Source organism: Streptomyces sp. NPDC001822 (assembly GCF_042892135.1).
Taxonomy (GTDB): Bacteria; Actinomycetota; Actinomycetes; order Streptomycetales; family Streptomycetaceae; genus Streptomyces.
This window is the reverse complement of sequence record NZ_JBIATW010000021.1, coordinates 16,476-32,914: the sequence shown is the minus strand read 5'-3', so window position 1 is coordinate 32,914 and position 16,439 is coordinate 16,476. Positions and strand designations below refer to the sequence as shown.

Here is a 16,439-nt window from a genome sequence, read left to right as displayed (position 1 = left end):
GTGCCGCGCCCCTAATGCCGGAGCTCCATGACGTCGGCGACCACGCAGCTGACGTTGTCGGGGCCGCCCGAGCCGTTGGCCAGGGCGATGAGTTCGCGGACGGCCTGATCGGGCTCCCCGGTCTCGGAGAGCACTCGTCGGATCTCGTCGGTCGACACGACGCTCGACAGACCGTCGGAGCAGAGCAGGTACCGGTCCCCCTGCCGAGCGTCGTGAAGGCGCATGTCGGGGCTGCCCTGCCCTCCTTGGCCGAGGGCTCGTACCAGCAGCGACCGCTGGGGATGGGAAGCGGCTTCCTCCGGGGTGAGGCGCCCCTCGTCGACCATCGACTGCACCATGGTGTGGTCCTGCGTGATCTGGAACAGCTCTCCGTCGCGCAGGAGGTGGACGCGCGAGTCACCGATGTGGACGAGGGCCAGTTGTGATCCGGTCCAGAGCATCGCGGTGAGTGTCGTGCCTGCCTCTTCCGGTGAGGAGCCGGTCCCGGTGACGCCGTGCACGGCCCGCTCGGCCTCCTCGACGGCGTCTTCGAGGACGTCGAGGAGGTTGCCCGCCGGGATGCCTTCGGTATCGAGGCGCCTGAGCGCCTCGACGGCGGCGGCGCCGGCCGGGGCTCCCGCGCTGCCGAATCCGTCGGCGACGGCAAGCAGGCGCGATCCGGCGTAGACGGTGTCCTGATTGCTCTCGCGGACAAGGCCCCGGTCGGAGAGGGCGGCGTAGCGGATTTCCAGGGGCTCGGTGGTGGGAGACATGACGGGGTCCTTCCCGGACAGATGGTCGATGAGGAAGGAAGCAAGGTCCCGCCGCGCGGCGGTGTCGGCCTCGACCTGGGCCCAGTAGGCGCGGATCTCCTGCGCCGCCGCGGCTGACTCCAGCACGCCGACGTGCTGGATGCGGGCCAGGGGCATCCCCAGTCGCCGGAGCCAGGCGATGAGCCGAGCCTGCTCCAGTTGTTCCGGTGCGTAGCGGCGATAGCCGCTCACCGGGTCGACACGGGCGGGGGTCAGCAGTCCGACCTCGTCGTAGAGGCGCAGCGCCTTGCGCGACAGGCGGGACGCCTTCGCGAACGCCCCGATGGTCAGCAACCCCATGCTCGCTCCTCCTCATGCCGAGCACATCGCCCGGCCCAACCGATGCTGTGGTCTCCCCCAAGGTGAAGGTCAACCGAGTACGTGCCTGCGGGTGCCCGGGACGGTGGTCCTCCTGCCCGCGGAAGTGCGGGACCGCACGCACACTGCTGGGACGGGACAGGCGGGAAGTCCGGCCCGCCGAGTCCGGTGTGACTGAGCACGGAAGTTGTCACCTGTGAGCTGCCCCGACCTTGCTCTCCGGGCCGATGTGAGCACGATTGTTGTCACCGAAGGTGCATTGTTCTTGTCACCTTGAGATCGTTTGCGGTCTTGTTGTCACCAGTACCGGAGATCGCCTACGCCATACGCCGGGCTTCGCTTCTCTGAAGGGGTGGCGGAGCTTCAAGGATCCGGCGGGGTACATGCCGGGGTGGTCGACGGCGCGGGGTACAGGCCCTTGTGGTCGCATTCGTGCCGGTGGGACGACCTGCTGGTCCCTGTCTCGCTCGACGGGCGGGATGGGCTCGACCTGGCAGAGGGCTGGACGCGCCGGTGGACGGCCACCTGGCGTCACGCCGGGGGCGATGTCATTTGTCCGGTGGCCGACCTAGCAACCACCCCAGTCACCAGGCTGGGCCCGATGCGCGGCTTCACCTGGAGGAGGGACCAGCGGCATCGTCCCGGGCTGGAGTACATGGTCAGTACGGGGCGTCTGCATGGGTTCGAAAGCTTGGAGGAAGCCAGGCTGCTGCTAGCCCTGGACTTCGCCGGCGATGTGACCGAAGTTCTCTCGCAGCCGCTGCGGCTGAAGTTCCGTACGGCTGCCGGTTGGCGCAAGCACACCCCGGACTTCCTCGCGATCAGCCGCCTGGGCATCTGGCTGATCGACGTCCGCCCCGCCGACTTGATCCAGGAGGAGGACCGGGAGGCCTTCGCGGCGACGGCCGAGGCAGCGCTGACCTGCGGCTGGCACTACATGGTGGCTGCGGGGTGGAGGCCGCATGTGCTGATGGCGGTGGACGAGATGTCGTCGCGGCGGCGGCCGCTGGTGGACCCGCTGGGTGTTCAGCCGGGCCTGTTCGCCGGGGCCGGCGAGGGCTTGACCTTTGGGGAGATCGCGGCGGGCAGCGCGTTCGAACCGGTCGCGCGGGCGCATCTCCTCCATCTGCTCTGGCACCGCCGTCTTGGTGTCGATCTGAACCAGCCGCTCGCGGACCGCTCGACGGTTGTACTCGGATCGGAGCGTTCATGAGCACCGTTCGCGCACTGGATCTGTCCGTCGGTGCCGGGCTGGTGCTCGACGATGTGGAGTGGACCGTTGAACTGCGTGAACCGCATCTCGGGCGGGTGCAACTGGTGGGGCCGGACGGTTCCCGGCAACGACTGACCTTCCACTTCCTCGCCAACCACAGGCATTGCCGTTCCTCTTCACGCACCTCGGCGTCGGGGGCGAGTCGGGGCCGACAGCCCGCGTCGGCAGAGGACTTGGAACCTGGCAAGCGCCGACTGGCCGAGCTACGCGCGGCCCACTTGCTGGAAGTGAAGACGGGGTTCCGCAGTGGGGATCCGCTGCGGCCGGGGCCGGGCGAACCGAAGCCCGAGTACGACCCCGAGGTGACCACGCTGACGCAGCGGCGGATGGCGAAGGTCGCTGAGCTCAAGGCCCTGGCCAGTCAGGAGGCGAGGATGCTCGGCCTCGCCGAAGTGGGCTACCGCACCTTGATCCGCTGGGAGAAGAGCCGCAGCCGCTTCGGGCTGGTCGGCTGCGCGGACGACCGCTGGCTGCGCAAGAGCGGCGGGCATCCGAGCATCAGCGAGGAGGTCCGGGAGGCGATCTTTGCGGTGAGGGCCGAAACCCTGCACCGTTCGCGGGTGGACGGCCGCACTCGGGAGGCCATGGTTCATCAGTACGTACGCGAGACCTTCGGGCCGGATGTGGCGGTCCCGGGCTATCACACGCTGCTGAGGGTCTGGAAGGAGTGGTTCGGCCCGGGCGGGGCCCGCCAGCGCTATGCGCGGTCGGCAGAGCTGCCCACGAAAACGGGGCATGTGGTGGTCCACCGTCCCGGGCAGGTGGTGGCGCTGGACACCACGGTGCTACCGGTCATGGTCCGTGAGAGCGTGTTCGGCGACCCGGTGAAGGTCCATCTCACCCTCGCCATGGACGTCTACACGCACTCGCTTTGCGCGTTCCGGCTCACGCTGGTCTCAGACACCTCGGTGGACGTGGCGATGCTGCTGCGGGACGTGATGCTTCCGCTGCCGATGCGGGCGGACTGGGGCGAAGAGATGGAATGGCCCTATCCCGGACTGCCCGCCGCAGTGGTGGCGGAGTTCGCCGGCCACAAGGTCGCCGGGCTGCCGTTCTTCGCTCCGGAGACAGTGACGACCGACCACGGGTCGGTCTACCGAAACCATCACCTCGTCGATGTCCAGCGCGTGCTCGGCTGCAACATCCTTCCCTCCCGAGTCTTGCGTCCCACGGACAAGCAGGTCGTGGAGAGGGCCTTTGGCAGTATCCGGTCCCTGCTGTTCGAGCATCTGCTGGGCTACACCGGGGTGGACGTCGCCGACCGCGGAGCCGACCCGGAGGGCGATGCGATGTGGACCACCGAGGAGATGGAACACCTGATCGCGACCTGGATCGTTCAGGTGTGGCAACAGCGCCGCCTGGGCGAGCACTCACCGAGCTGGGACCCGGGCGGGGAGCACAGCCCGAACTCGCTGTTCGCTGCCTCCTTCGCCCAAGGCGGCTTCGCGATGGAGATCCCCTCGCCTGAGCTCTACTACCAGCTGCTGCCCGAACACTCGGTGACGAGGATCCACGGCCGGCGCGGGGTGAAAGTCCGCGGACTTTGGTACGACGGCCCGGCCCTGGGCCCCTACCGTGACCAGAGGTCCACCCGAGGCGGCAAACGTAAGTGGCAGTGGATCGTCCACCGGGAACCACGCGACCGCCGCACGGTGTTCTTCCAGGACCCGCTCTCCCACGAGTGGCATCCGCTGAGCTGGACGGGGCTGCCACCGGAGGGAAAGGTGCCGGCCTTCGGCGACGCACGGGTACGTGACCTCTTGCAGCGTGCGGAGAAAGCCGGTCTGAAGCCGAAGACTGATGACGAACTCCTGCCACTGCTTCTGGACTTGATCGGCGTGCGGACGCCGGTCAGCCAGTGGCCCACCCGCCTGAAGAAGTCCCAGCGCACCGAGTACGCCCGTGATGTCACACAGGCCAAGGCGGCAGCTGCCGACCGGCCCGCCGCCGCACGAAGCGAGGAGAAACCCGCCGTCCGCGCGGCGGGCGACAGGGTCGTCCATCTGCACTGGCCGGATCAGGCACGGCAGGCCGCCGAGAGTCTGGACGCAGAGCGCCGTCGGCGCCGGGAGCAGGCCGGGCCGTCCCGGCCCGCACTGCCGCCCCCGCTGGGGGCCAGCTACCGCAAGGGAAACCTATTCATCCTCCCCAATGAGGACGAGAGCGACACGGCCGAGCCGGGCCCGGTTCCGGAAGGAGAGGACTGAGATGGCAGACGGTCAAACCGGACCACAGGACGGTGTCGTCCCGTTCCTCCGGTTCGGCCCCTCGCCGAACCGCGTGACTCATGAGGGATTCCAGCGGTGGCGCCAGACGCGAGGAACGTTCATCCCGGCCCCGAGACTCTCGCTGGACCAGTACCGGGCCATGAGCCCGCGCAAGCGGGGTCTGCACGACCTGCACCGCGCGGCCACTCACGTGAACATGCGGATGCAGGAGACGCCGATGAGCGCGCAGGTCACCGCGCTGATGAGGTCGCGGATCCAGAACAACGCGCTGAAGCAGACTCCCGGCACACGAGACGGCCTGATGATCAACGGCGGTGGCTATCAGGGCAAGACGGAGACGGCTTGCGAGACGGCTGCCGAGTTCGAGGACTTCTGGCGCGACCTGCACCACCAGCTCAACCCGAACGCGATCCCCGGCACCCGAGACCTGTTCCTGCCGGTGGCCTACTGCCAGACGCCGGTCAAGGCCACTCCGAAGGGACTGTGTGAAGCCATCCTGGACTTCTACGGCGCCCCGCACGCCAAGACCCTGCGCGGGCTGATCCGCAACGTCCGTGAATCCCTGCACGCACACTGCACGACCGCGCTTCTGCTTGACGACATCACGCGTCTGAAAATGCACCGCGAGGACGACCAAGACACCCTCGATCTCATCCGCGACCTGATGAGCCTGAACGTCACTCTCATTCTCATCGGCGTCAACATCCCCGGCTCCGGGCTCCTACGGGAGGGACGCCACGACCCGCGCACCGGGCAGATGGTGATGTCTCCTGCCAGGCGCGGAAAGAGCTACAACGACGAGGCGGCCACCCAGACCGAGCGTCGCTTCGACATGATCAACCTCAACCCGTTCCACTACGACACCCCCCACGGCATCGCCGCCTGGGTCAACCACCTCGCCGGAGTCGAGGACCAGCTGCGGCTCTTCCACGCTGCGTCGGGCATGCTCACCGACGGGACGATGCCCGAGTACCTGTTCCGCCGTACCGAAGGCATCGTTGGGCTGCTGAAGCGGCTCATCGAAGACGGCTGCACCAAGGCCATGGAGAACGGTCAGGAGAACCTGACCGTCAACCTGCTCGACGAGATCCCCATCAACCTCGGCAACATCCCCGGACGGGACGCGGCCTCCGGCGAGATCCCCGTGTTGAGGGGTGAGGAAGAGGACGCCGCGCCCAAGCGCCGCAAGCGCGGCCGGAACACCGTCTTCGACGACCAGGGCGGCCGCCCGGCGGCCGATGCCTGACACCCCTGGTGTCGGCCTCCGGGCCTTGCCACGGAGCCTTGATCCGCTGGAGGACGAGTCACTTCGCGGCTATCTGCTCCGGCTCGCCCATCGGTCCGGCGCTGCCCCCTCGGAGATCGCAGTTTGCACGGGGCTGGTCTCTCCGACCTCGACCCGCCGCACGGTTCGCATTCCCATGCGCTTTCTGCACGACCTGGACGAGCAGCGACTCAACACGTTTGCCCGTACCACTCACCTCACGTCCGACGAGGCCCGGCGGTTGCTGACTGCTCCGCTGGGCACTCGCTACGGTCCGTTGAACGCGCGTCTGCTGGCCGAGACCCGCACTCCCGCGGGAATGCTCCACAACAACAGCTGGATCCACACCAGGACGACCCGGTACTGCCCCCGATGCCTTTCGGGTGACGGTTCCGCGATCCAGGAGCGTCATGGCGGATCTTGGCGGCGGTCTTGGCGGCTTCCTCCCGTCTTCGCCTGTCTGCGGCACCAGCGCCTGCTTCTGCACCGTTGTCCCCGCTGCGGGCAGGACATCAATGCCACACGTACGGGGAGCTTGATCGCCCGCGGCTCCGAAGCCGGGCTTCACCCCGCTCGGTGCCGGGCCACCCTCCCCGGCACGCGGACGGTCTGCGGCACCGGATTGGCCGGCGACGGGGTGGACCGGGCTCCTCAAGCTCCCGCCACGGTCGCTGCGTTGCTGAGACTCCAGTACCACTTTGACGGACTGCTGGCACCGGACGGACCGAAGTCGGTGGGCAGCTTCGGTTGGATGATTCCTGCGGCCCAGTACTTCATCGATCTTCGTGCCCTGAGCGGGCTGATCTTCATGACCTGGCCGCACGCCAGGGAACTGGCTGACACGGAGGCCCTGGCGGTACTGGTTGACCGGGAAGCCGAGCGACGGCACGCCGAGTTCGCCAAGTCCCGGGCCCCGATCGGAAAGCAGCGTCGGGCCTCGCACCACTACAGTGATCCATCCGCGGACCCGGTCTCCGGCGGCGCGGTGTTCGGCATCGCCGCCCGGCTGCTGTCGGTCTCCGACGAGATTGCGGCCCACGAGGCGATGGCACCGATTATCGATGGAGCCAAGGTCCGAGACTTCTCTGTGGGGTATCAGCTCCGGCGCCTCAGCGGGATCTCCTACCCGCTCAGAGTGGTCCTCCGTACTTCACGCCAGGACAGAAGCGCGTTCCAGCGCATGGGGCAGCGGATCGAAGACCAGGGGTTCAGCCGGATCACTTCTCAACGGATCGGGGACTTCAAATGGGCGCCGTGCCGATCCTCTACTCCCGAAGCGATGGCGAAGTGACGAGTACTGAGCGTGAGCCTCCAGGGCCTTCTCGGCGACAAGGGCGCTGGCCTGTTTGCGTGTGCGCTGCCCGGTGATCGGTCGCCGGCCACCGGGTGTGGCCGGAACGGTCAGTTTGTCTTCGTATTGGTCAGATGGGGGCCGACATAGCCCACGATCACCTGGCCCGTGGCGCCTTTTGTGTCGTCCATGAAGTAGACCCGCGGCGAGGTGCTGCCCTTCGAGTCCAACTTGAGATGGGCCTGCATCTCCATCCGCTCTGAGGAGTCCACCTCCCTAGGAACTGGGAAGATCCGCTCTGAGCCCCACATGTTCATCGTCGTATCGGACTCCGTCATGGCCAACTGTTTGAGCGGCCAGTTCACTGCCCCCGACCGGTCCGAGGTGCAGTGCTGGTAGAAGCCGCCGTTGAAGCCCTCCTTGGCTGCCTGTGAGTAGGAGTCCAGCGCCCGAAGCGCGTTCCAGGCCTTGGCTGCCCACACCCGGGCTCGGTCCGTCTCGTCCAGTTCCAGGGCCTTGCTTTTGTCGGCCGTGACCAGGACCCCGTCGAGCGCATCCAGCCGCTCCCACAGGTCTTCGAACGAGTCCGGCACGCCCTGGGGCTGCTCGACGACCACGGTGTCCTCAAAGCGCCCTGCGTCGCGAAGCCGGCCCCGCAACACGCCCGCTTCGGCCCGCGCCCGCTCCACATCGTCCAGAGCACGCACGGCTTCCTCCATGTCCCCGTCCGCGCGCTCCACAGCCGAATGAAGCTGCTCCTCCAGGGAGGCCACCGTACGAACCGACAGCTCTGCAGTACGCCCCGCCTCCTTCAAATCTTCGTCTGCCTGTGCGAGAAGCGCCTTCAGCTCTGCGACGTCGTTGCGCATGGTTTCCAGCTCGTCGGAGTGCCGGACCACCGCTAGGGCGGCCTGACGCTCTACGCGGTGGTGCTGGCCTGCGTCCGGGAACGAGAGGCTACGCAGCGCCTCCGGCAGCGCGGCCTCGGTGGAGATTCGCTGGACTGTGCGCGCGAGACCGAACCATGCCCCATCCGCGGGGTCGCTCATCCGGGCCATGGTCAGGAACCGGTGCCGTGGCCCGTCTTGCGGCCACGCAGGATCTACGTCTGTCAGAAATGTGCGTGCCGCGCCCGGGGCGACCCGGTGGTACTCGCCGATCGAGTCACGGAACGCGTCGACCGCATCGGTGTCCTCAAGCAGGTACAGCGAAGCGGCACCGGCGCACTGCGGCATGGCCCTTCTCATCCGGTCCGACCACACGGGATCGGGGCGCACCGGCCGGGCCGCCACGATCACCGGCATGCGGCGAGCCGGGTCGCACAGTACGTCGACCAGGGCTTCGACACCCTGTGCGCCCACGCTCAGCGTGTCCAGAGTCAGCGGGGCCAAGCCGTCCGTGGGTTTCAGGTCGCGGACCATGTCGCGGACCAGGCCGGGTCGGCCAGGGGAGAGCGGCGCGTTGCCGTTGGGGAACACCTCCAGACCAACCGAGACCAGCGCGGAGTCGTCCTCGAACGCGACAGCGGTGATGGCGGTGCGCCAGGTGGCATCGGGTTTGTCCTCGCGCAGTTGCAGGCGTATCGCATGCTCAGCACCGTCGGCGAGATAGGCAGCCTGGTTAGTGAGTACCGAGACCTCATCGAGGTGATGGTGGCCAGAGGTGAAGGGGGCGCTGCCGAACTTCTTGGTCAGCCACTGGGCGCTGATTCGGCGAACATCCTGAAAGACGTTCTCAGCGTGCGGGACCGTGAGAGTGGTCCGGTGGGCGAGTGGATTGCTGTTCAGGTCCATGACGGCTCTTCACGTGAGTGCTCGGCAAGGGGCGCTGGGATGGCCTATATGACGTGGCGGTCTTCTCGTTCGGTAGTCCTGCAAGACCAGGACCCCTGCGTACAGCAACGCCCTGATGCTCCAGGACGTCGTCGCCGAACCGGCCAGCGACCGCACATCACGAGGGGCGCCGTTCGCAGGGCAGGAAGGCGCCGCTCGTGGTCGTGCGATCGGCTACAGAGCGGCGGGAGCCTTCTTGTACCAGCCGGTGATGACGCCCACCAGGTGGACGATGTTCTGGGTCCGCATGATCGGTGCGGCGGCGTTCGGCTCGAAGTCCGCGTTCGCCTCAGTGGTGCGCCAGATGCTGTTCTCGGTGACGGGCGCGGCCATGTGCGGGTCGAGACGCTTGAAGAACTCGGTGATGTCGTCGATCTCCGCCGGGTTGTCGCCCGCGCGCAGCTCGCGGAACACCCCGCCCAGGACGCGCAGCATGCCCACCGAGCCGAGCAGCGAGGTCCTGCGGAGCTTCTGCGACGTGGTCAACTCATCGGCCTGGCGATCCGCCTCAGGGTCGTCCTCGGTGATGGCGGCAAGGTCAGTGAAGGCGTTGGAGATGACGTCGAGGAAGTCCTTGACCTGCTCGATGACCTCGCCGTCGGTCAGGGTCTGCTCGGCCTTTTTGCTGATCCGGCCGCCAGCGCCGGCGATGACGGCGCGGGTGATGTCGGCAACGTGCTTGGCGCCCATCAGGTTGGGGTTCTTCAGGGTCATGCGGTCCTGCTCGGCGTCGACCCGGCCCTTGAGCAGCGGGTGGTCGATGACGTCGGACAGCGTGCGGTTGGCGACCTTGTAGCTGTCGAAGCGGGCGCGGACGGCGCTGCTGATGCCCTTGGCATTGTCGGCAACGTCAACGAACATCTGCTGGGCCTTGATCGGGTCCGGTTCCACATAGATGTCCAGGCCGACGTACTCGGCTTTCAGTCGGTTCATCTGGCCGATGAGCCGCTCACGTTCAGCCTCAAGCTTGGCGGACTTCTCCGGACTGACCTTGCGCGCCATCTCACGGTCGATGCCGGAGATGGCGTCGGTGATGCGCTGCTTTTCGATGGAGACACCGAGCACGCGGTGCTGGCCGTCGATGGTGCGCAGAGAGGAGATGCCGCCGATGGCCCACGGAACCGTGAGGTAGCCGACTGCACCGTGCTCGTCCACCTTCTCGAACGTGCAGCCTCCGCCGTCGCGGGCCAAGAGGGCGGGGGCGACCCAGTCCTTCTTGGTGTCGAGGTACTCGCCGAACTGCTTGGCGTGAAGGCGGTCGACCTTGCGGTTGTCCTTGTCGACGTTGTTCGGGTCGGGGACGGGCAGGATGGTGGGGAGGTCGAGGAGGGGAACGCGCGTGCTGTATACGTCGCGGCCTCCCTGGGGCGTCCTGATCGCCAGATACGTGCTGGAGTCCTGCGGCTTGGACAGGCGCAGCGGGTCGACATTAATGGTCACTACAAGCCCCTATTGAGTCGCTCACCGATTTGTGTCGCACTTCAGTCCGTAGAGACTAGCACGCAGCGCACTGTCTGGCGGAATAAGTTCTTAATCATGCTCTTAAGTTGAAGGTGAGCCTCTTTTGGGTCTAGCCTCCAGTCGGGGGTGCCCGCTCTGCTCCCCTGGTGGGCATCCGGGCGAAAGTACCTCGGCGCGGCGGCCTCACCTCTACCGATCAGGCAGATCGCGATGAAAGAGGACATCTCCATGTCGAACCAGGCACTCGCGGCGGTCAGCGATGTCCCGGCCGCCGAGAACGTCGTGACGGTTCCCGCGCAGGGGTCCGCCGAGTGTCAGGCTCCCCCGGAGGGGGTGGCGGGCGAGGCTGGATCGGACCCCTGGAAGAGCCCCGGGTACAGGTGGCGCTGGCCCTCGCCCCTGGAGGTGTCCCGCTGCGCGGCGGGGCTCACCGTCGCCGCGACCGTGAGCGGCTTCGTGCCGGACGGCCCCTCCACGGTCGCGGCGGCGGTGGGGATCGCCGCGCACTCGGCGGCCGAACTGGTCGCTGCCTGCTTCCGCCGTACCCGCCGCTAACCCGACTTCAGCCCGCGGTCCCGTGTCGGGCGACACGGGACCGCCGGCTGCGTTGCGTTGCGCTATCGATCTCTGGGGTGCATGCGAGTGCCAACAGCACAACACGGACACCACCGCGGCGGGAGACGACGGTGTAGGGAAGTCCTCGTAGTGGGCGTCTCCCCATAGACCATCCGTTCCGCCACGGCTCGGCCCGCCGCCGAAGCATCATGAGGCTATGCGCCCGCTGCCCCGCAGCCTCGACCCACTGACCGATGAGACGCTGGCCGGCTACATCCTCCGTCTCGCACACCTGCTCGGAACTTCCCCCGGAGCGGTCGCCATCCGTACAGGACTGGCTGGCCACCGCAAGGAGAACGTGCTCTTCCGCGTTCCCATGCGGCTTCTGCACCACCTGGAACCGGAGCAGATCCAGACCTTCGCCCGAGCGACCCGACTCGCCCCGGAGGAGATCGGCTGTCTTCTGACCTCTTCGCTTGCCGAGCGATATGGACCGCTGAGCGAGAAGTTCACTCCGCGCAAGAGCGCCGCGAGAATGGTCAACGACAACGCCTGGCTCCTGACCCGCACCCCTCGTTACTGCCCGCAGTGTCTCGTGGGGGACGGAAGCCACGTCCAGCAACTCCACGGCGGATCCTGGCAACGCGCCTGGCGCCTCCCACCAGTCTTCGCCTGCACCAAGCACCGCCGCTTACTGCGAATCGGCTGCCCCACCTGCCGACAGCCCGTCCACGCGGTCGAGATGAACAGCATCATCGCCCGTCCCTGGGACGAAGAGCTGCATCCCACCCAGTGCCGGACAACCACCGCCCCGCGTACCGTTGGGCGCCTCCAACCCGCCTGCGGTGTCCAGCTTGCTGAACCTGACGGCGTGCTCTCCGACGAACTTCCCGACGTACGTACGCTGGACCACCTGCTTGGCCTTCAGCAGCGGCTTCAGGATCTGCTCGATCCCGCCGGCCCCGCAATGACCCCGTGTGTTGGTTGGCTGATCCCCGCCGCCGACTACTTCGCCGACCTAAGAGCCCTGCTCGGTCTCGTGTTCCTGTCCTGGCCGGTGGCCCGGCCCTTCGCCGCAACACCAGCCCTCGCCGAAGCCCTCGACCACGATGCCGAGCAACGCCATGCCCGTGCGACAGTCCTCCGTGGCAGACCCGGGAAGAAGCGCAGTTCCCGCCCCTACACCGACCCTCCGCTGGACCCGTTGCTCATGGGGGCAGTACTCGGGATTGCCGAACGTCTCCTTGACGCGGACGACGAAGAGCAGGCCCGCGAGCGAATGCTGCCGCTCATTCACCAGGCCAGCGCTGTCGACTATGCCCTGTCGTCCTATCTCCGGCGCGAGGCCTGGATCTCGTTTCCGCTGCGGATTGTCGCCATGAACCACGTCAGCCACATGGCTCCGATGCACAAGCTCATCGCCCGTGGCCCGACTCCTAAAGGCGGCCGGGAGCGTTTCCCGGAGCCGTCCCGGGCCAGTGGGTTGATCCGTGCCAGTCGCCAGGAGCCGCGTGATTGGATCTCCGCATGACGGATTGGTCGCAACTGAGCCATGCCTACGGCTCTGCGGAAGGCATACCCGCTCTGCTGGATCGGATCGCATCTGAACCGAACGCCGAGCTCTGGAACGATCTATGGTCGGCGCTGTGCCACCAGGGCAGCGTCTACTCCGCCAGTTTCGCGGCACTGCCCTGGCTGGTCTGCGTAGCCGACGGGGACGACCGAGAGCAGGCAGTGAGCGCTCTCACCCTGGCCGGTGCGATCGTGGCAGGCGCTGGCCAGCCACACGACGCTGGCGATGTCCGCCTGGAGTACGCGGCCGAGATCGCGACCCTGCTGTCGGTGGCGGACAATCGCCTCCGATCGGCCTCCGATCGAACCGAGTACGCGTACCTCTTGGAAGCCGTATTGAGCTTCGACGGCGTACTGGGTTGGAGCGAAGACTTGGCATGGGGTCTTACGAACGAGGAGTACGAGGTCTCCTGCCCCCACTGTGAAGCCAGCTTGTTCATAGTCCTCGGCGAGCGAGGATTCTTTTCCACCAGTGGTGACTACGCGCTGTCTGAGGATGATGTGGAGACGAGGCCCTTGCGCCCTGCGGATCCCGCAGCACTGGACGGTATCGGCCGACGGCTCCACGACATTGCACTCGCTGATGGTCAACGAGAGGTCGCGAACGCGCTGACGTACGTCTTCGGTGCGGCAGCCTGCCCGGACTGCGAAACGAGCTTCTCAGTATCTGATCAGGTCAGCGCCCGCTGGTTGGCCACGCAGTAGGCGCTAGATCTGTTGAGAGTCCGCCCGATCCGTGGTGATGGAACTGATACGCCCGACCCACGAGTCTGGCGTGAGGGGGGACCAGACGATGCCGATCTCGACACCGTGGAAGGTGCGGGTGAGGTCCGCCAGCGGCGTGAAGACCGCCGCCTGCACGTCCTCAAGGGCTGTGTCGGTGGGCATCACGACCTTGCCGCATCCGCCACCCGAATCGTCGGCGATGAACATGTAGGGCCACACGTCCTGCCCCGACAGCAGGATGATCTCCCGCGGTATACCGAAGGGAGGCCGCTTCTTCTTCGTCTTGTGTCGTTTCGCCACGACGCCATCCAACCCGACGGACCGCGAGGTCAGAAGTCAGCATGTCCAGGGTGGTATTCGCCGCGAAGATCCGCCAGCGCGAGCTCATGCCAGGGTGACGTCCATGCCACCCTGGGCCAGGGACTCAAGGACTGCGGAGAACAGGTCGTAACGCTGTCCATCCGGTGTCAGGGCGTGGGACAGGTACTCGCGTGCGGTCGCGGCGTCTCGCCAAAGCAGGGTCGCGGGGGCGGTGTAGCCGAAGGTGCCGCGCAGGCAGTCGTCAAGGGCGGCGAGACAGCCGCCGAAGTAGCCTCCCGGCCCGTTGATTGCCTCGCCGAGTGCCAGGTAGAGGGCTGGTTCGTCAGTGATGTGCCGGCCGTCGAGTTCGTAGGGGTGACCGGTTGGCCGGTCACGGTGGGTGCGCCGGCAGGCCCGCTCCCGGACGAGGTCATGCCAGGCCCCGCGGCGGCGGGTATCGAGGCCGGCCCAGGCGTTCACGGCGTCCGGTGGCCCGGAGAGCCACCGCTCCCAGATGGGCCGGGCGTATTCGGGAAAGGGTGTGAAGCGGCCCCCGTCAAGCTCCAGGTCGATCAGGTCTGCTCCGCAGGCGGACGGGCGCCAGCCAACGACGGTGGCCCACAGCAGCCGATCAGTAAGTAGCTCGCCTTCACCGTCCCGTATCTCCAGAGCGGCCTCCTCCAGATCCAGCGCCCGCCGGGTGCCCTTCATCAGCGCCGCTCTCAGCTGATCACTCGGGGCGAGCCCCCGTAGGACCAGCGGGGGCGGCACCTGCTCGGGCGACAGGACACGGGTGAATTCCCGGCAGGAACCCAGCCAGCGGTGCCCGTCGTGCAGGCGAACGCGCCCTCTGTACCCCTCGGGCGGACCTTCGTAGTCGTCCATGCCGGTGAGCAGCAGACTGTCCGTCCCGGGCAGTTTCCCCAAGCTCTCCGCGTCCTCCAGTAGCCAGGCGTCGAGTGCCTCGTCGTCCGGCACCAGCCACACCCGGCTGCCGACCCAAGCGGGTACGCCGGATTCCTCCGGAACCCAACCGAACAGCTCATACGTCCCGCGCTGGGATTCCCTGAACAGTCCCTCCGCCTCGGCGCAGACGCCCCAGACATGGCCGTGCTCAGTCTCGGTCAGCGTGTACCGCGCGCTCACGCGCTCGTTCTCGTCCTCATGCACAGCGGAAATCATGCCCCGACCACATTCCGACGACGGAGTCGGCTGTCGCTGGCCGGCTGCGGACGTGCTCGGTGTCAGCCGGCACGACTCGGTGTCATCTATCTCGAAAAGTCGCAAGCGCGCAGGAGTCCGCCAAGCCGATCGGTGACAGTTGTCCTGCTCAGGTGACAACTAGCGTGCTCAGGCACATCCGGCCCGCCATGAGGTGGAACACTTTTGCAAGCAGGCGCTTGCAAAAGTTAGCAGGGGTCGGCAGTATCGAGGCATGGCATCACTCAACGTCGGCAATCTCGGCGAGTATCTGCGTGAGCAGCGGCGTACCGCGCAGCTCTCCCTGCGGCAGCTCGCCGACGCCGCCGGAGTGTCCAATCCGTATCTCAGCCAGATCGAGCGAGGCCTGCGCAAGCCGAGTGCCGAGGTGCTGCAGCAGGTCGCCAAGGCCCTGCGGATCTCGGCGGAGACGCTGTACGTGCGGGCCGGGATCCTCGACGAGCGGGAGCGGGAGGAGCTGGAGACGCGGGCGGTCATATTGGCCGATCCGTCGATCAACGAGCGGCAGAAGAACGTACTTCTGCAGATCTACGACTCCTTCCGCCGCGAGAACGGATTCGATGTCGCGTCCGACACCGACGCCGGGAACCACGGTGCCGCCGCCGCGGAGAGCAGAATCGACGCGGAGAGCGGTGCCGGCGAAGCGAACGACGCCGGTACGGACGACCGCGGCCCCCGCACGGCCGGCGGCAGTGATGCAGACCCACCCCTCAACTGACTTCGATGATCCGGGAGGACCACAGTCATGGCCATCACCGATGACCTGCGCAAGACCCTCACCGACCCGACCCCCCTCTACTTCGCCGCCGGCACGGCCGATCTCGCCGTGGAGCAGGCGCGCAAGGTCCCGGCCCTGATCGACCAGCTGCGGGCCGAGGCGCCTGAGCGGATCGAGGCCGTGCGCAACACCGACCCCAAGGCCGTCCAGGAGCGGGTCGCCACGCAGGCCAGGGAGGCGCAGGCCACCGTCAGCGCGAAGGTGAGCGAGGTCTTCGGGTCGCTGGACACCGACCTGAAGAAGTGGGGCGAGAGCGCTCAGGACCTGGCGCTGCGGAGCGTGGGCGTGGCCGCCGAGTACGCGGTCCGGGCCCGTGAGACGTACGAGAAGGTCGCCGAGCGCGGCGAGCTCACCGTGCGCACCTGGCGCGGCGAGACGGCCGACGAGATCGTGGAGATCGCCGCGGTCGTCGAGGCCGAGCCGAAGGCGGTGCCGAAGCAGAAGTCCGAGGCCGCCGTGAAGACGACGCCGGTGAGGGCGACGCCCGTCAAGCCCGCGCCCGCGAAGCCGGTGGCCCCCGCCGCGAAGAAGCCCGCGCCGAAGGCCGCCGAGTCGAAGGCCGCACCCGCCGCGTCCGCGAAGAAGCCCGCGCCCGTGCGCAAGCCCGCGGCCAAGAAGGCCACCCCGCCGTCCGCGAAGTAGCGGAAGCGGTTCCCCGGGCTGCCGACGGACGGCCTGCCGGCAGGCGGGCCGCTGGACGAACCGGTCCCGGCGAAGCGGGTGGCCGGGAGAACGGGTAGCCGAGAGAGAACGGCAGAGCGGGTTGCCGGAAGAACGGGCCGGGCACCTTTGAGGGTGCCCGGGTCGTTGTCCCGGTACCTTGGCCGCG

General features: G+C 67.4%; 14 protein-coding genes and 1 pseudogene. 10 read left to right on the top strand and 5 right to left on the bottom strand.

Annotated features, from left to right (window positions below):
- Positions 1-11: 11 nt before the first annotated feature.
- Positions 12-1,091 carry a protein phosphatase 2C domain-containing protein gene (locus tag ACFYY2_RS32285; RefSeq protein WP_388749633.1) on the bottom strand — a complete coding sequence of 360 codons (1,080 nt, stop codon included), beginning with the start codon at positions 1,089-1,091 and terminating at the stop codon, positions 12-14.
- Between the two features lie 436 nt (positions 1,092-1,527).
- Between ACFYY2_RS32285 and ACFYY2_RS32280 the strand changes: the two genes are divergently transcribed.
- From ACFYY2_RS32280 to ACFYY2_RS32260, 5 genes and pseudogenes are all read left to right on the top strand, one after another.
- A complete protein-coding gene (locus ACFYY2_RS32280) occupies positions 1,528-2,322 on the top strand; it encodes a TnsA-like heteromeric transposase endonuclease subunit (protein ID WP_388749771.1) in 795 nt (264 codons plus the stop codon).
- The gene (locus tag ACFYY2_RS32275) at positions 2,319-4,589 is read left to right on the top strand and encodes a transposase (RefSeq protein WP_388749631.1); all 2,271 of its coding nucleotides are present in this window, start codon (positions 2,319-2,321) and stop codon (positions 4,587-4,589) included. Before ACFYY2_RS32280 ends, ACFYY2_RS32275 begins: the two co-directional genes overlap by 4 nt.
- A gap of 1 nt (position 4,590) precedes the next feature.
- A complete protein-coding gene (locus ACFYY2_RS32270) occupies positions 4,591-5,856 on the top strand; it encodes a hypothetical protein (protein ID WP_388749629.1) in 1,266 nt (421 codons plus the stop codon).
- Positions 5,849-6,295: pseudogene (locus tag ACFYY2_RS32265) on the top strand (TniQ family protein); the annotation flags it as partial. The gene ACFYY2_RS32270 and the pseudogene ACFYY2_RS32265, both read left to right, overlap by 8 nt.
- 255 nt (positions 6,296-6,550) lie before the next feature.
- A complete protein-coding gene (locus tag ACFYY2_RS32260; protein ID WP_388749777.1) occupies positions 6,551-7,165 on the top strand; it encodes a hypothetical protein in 615 nt (204 codons plus the stop codon).
- Positions 7,166-7,275: 110 nt separating this feature from the next.
- Here the strand turns inward: ACFYY2_RS32260 and ACFYY2_RS32255 are convergent, their stop codons facing one another.
- Both ACFYY2_RS32255 and ACFYY2_RS32250 read right to left on the bottom strand, forming a co-directional pair.
- Complete coding sequence (locus ACFYY2_RS32255; protein ID WP_388749627.1) at positions 7,276-8,958, bottom strand: hypothetical protein; 1,683 nt, start codon at positions 8,956-8,958, stop codon at positions 7,276-7,278.
- Positions 8,959-9,171: 213 nt separating this feature from the next.
- Positions 9,172-10,437 (bottom strand): DNA sulfur modification protein DndB, encoded by a 1,266-nt coding sequence (locus ACFYY2_RS32250; protein ID WP_388749625.1) that lies wholly within the window; start codon positions 10,435-10,437, stop codon positions 9,172-9,174.
- 249 nt (positions 10,438-10,686) lie between these two features.
- On the opposite strand from ACFYY2_RS32250, the gene ACFYY2_RS32245 reads away from it, so the two are divergent.
- The 3 genes from ACFYY2_RS32245 (at position 10,687) to ACFYY2_RS32235 (ending at position 13,290) form a co-directional block, all read left to right on the top strand.
- A complete protein-coding gene (locus ACFYY2_RS32245) occupies positions 10,687-11,013 on the top strand; it encodes a hypothetical protein (RefSeq protein ID WP_388749623.1) in 327 nt (108 codons plus the stop codon).
- Between the two features lie 217 nt (positions 11,014-11,230).
- Positions 11,231-12,544: a TniQ family protein gene (locus tag ACFYY2_RS32240; protein WP_388749621.1), complete on the top strand. Its 1,314-nt coding sequence runs from the start codon at positions 11,231-11,233 to the stop codon at positions 12,542-12,544.
- Positions 12,541-13,290: a hypothetical protein gene (locus tag ACFYY2_RS32235; protein WP_388749619.1), complete on the top strand. Its 750-nt coding sequence runs from the start codon at positions 12,541-12,543 to the stop codon at positions 13,288-13,290. Before ACFYY2_RS32240 ends, ACFYY2_RS32235 begins: the two co-directional genes overlap by 4 nt.
- Before the next feature lie 3 nt (positions 13,291-13,293).
- On the opposite strand, the gene ACFYY2_RS32230 is transcribed toward ACFYY2_RS32235, so the two are convergent.
- A complete protein-coding gene (locus tag ACFYY2_RS32230) occupies positions 13,294-13,611 on the bottom strand; it encodes a hypothetical protein (protein ID WP_388749617.1) in 318 nt (105 codons plus the stop codon).
- A gap of 84 nt (positions 13,612-13,695) precedes the next feature.
- Positions 13,696-14,793, bottom strand: a complete 1,098-nt coding sequence (locus ACFYY2_RS32225; RefSeq protein WP_388749615.1) for a barstar family protein — start codon at positions 14,791-14,793, stop codon at positions 13,696-13,698.
- A gap of 253 nt (positions 14,794-15,046) precedes the next feature.
- Between ACFYY2_RS32225 and ACFYY2_RS32220 the strand changes: the two genes are divergently transcribed.
- Together ACFYY2_RS32220 and ACFYY2_RS32215 are read left to right on the top strand one after the other, a co-directional pair.
- Positions 15,047-15,550, top strand: a complete 504-nt coding sequence (locus ACFYY2_RS32220) for a helix-turn-helix domain-containing protein (protein ID WP_388749613.1) — start codon at positions 15,047-15,049, stop codon at positions 15,548-15,550.
- A 27-nt stretch (positions 15,551-15,577) separates the two neighbouring features.
- Positions 15,578-16,252, top strand: a complete 675-nt coding sequence (locus ACFYY2_RS32215; protein ID WP_388749611.1) for a hypothetical protein — start codon at positions 15,578-15,580, stop codon at positions 16,250-16,252.
- Positions 16,253-16,439 lie beyond the last annotated feature (187 nt).

Coding starts and splice junctions, on each gene's coding strand:
- ACFYY2_RS32235 (WP_388749619.1), top strand. CDS start 12,541: ATGACGGATTGGTCGCAACTGAGCCATGCCTACGGCTCTGCGGAAGGC.
- ACFYY2_RS32270 (WP_388749629.1), top strand. CDS start 4,591: ATGGCAGACGGTCAAACCGGACCACAGGACGGTGTCGTCCCGTTCCTC.
- ACFYY2_RS32220 (WP_388749613.1), top strand. CDS start 15,047: ATGGCATCACTCAACGTCGGCAATCTCGGCGAGTATCTGCGTGAGCAG.
- ACFYY2_RS32255 (WP_388749627.1), bottom strand. CDS start 8,958: ATGGACCTGAACAGCAATCCACTCGCCCACCGGACCACTCTCACGGTC.
- ACFYY2_RS32240 (WP_388749621.1), top strand. CDS start 11,231: ATGCGCCCGCTGCCCCGCAGCCTCGACCCACTGACCGATGAGACGCTG.
- ACFYY2_RS32275 (WP_388749631.1), top strand. CDS start 2,319: ATGAGCACCGTTCGCGCACTGGATCTGTCCGTCGGTGCCGGGCTGGTG.
- ACFYY2_RS32225 (WP_388749615.1), bottom strand. CDS start 14,793: ATGATTTCCGCTGTGCATGAGGACGAGAACGAGCGCGTGAGCGCGCGG.
- ACFYY2_RS32285 (WP_388749633.1), bottom strand. CDS start 1,091: ATGGGGTTGCTGACCATCGGGGCGTTCGCGAAGGCGTCCCGCCTGTCG.
- ACFYY2_RS32245 (WP_388749623.1), top strand. CDS start 10,687: ATGTCGAACCAGGCACTCGCGGCGGTCAGCGATGTCCCGGCCGCCGAG.
- ACFYY2_RS32215 (WP_388749611.1), top strand. CDS start 15,578: ATGGCCATCACCGATGACCTGCGCAAGACCCTCACCGACCCGACCCCC.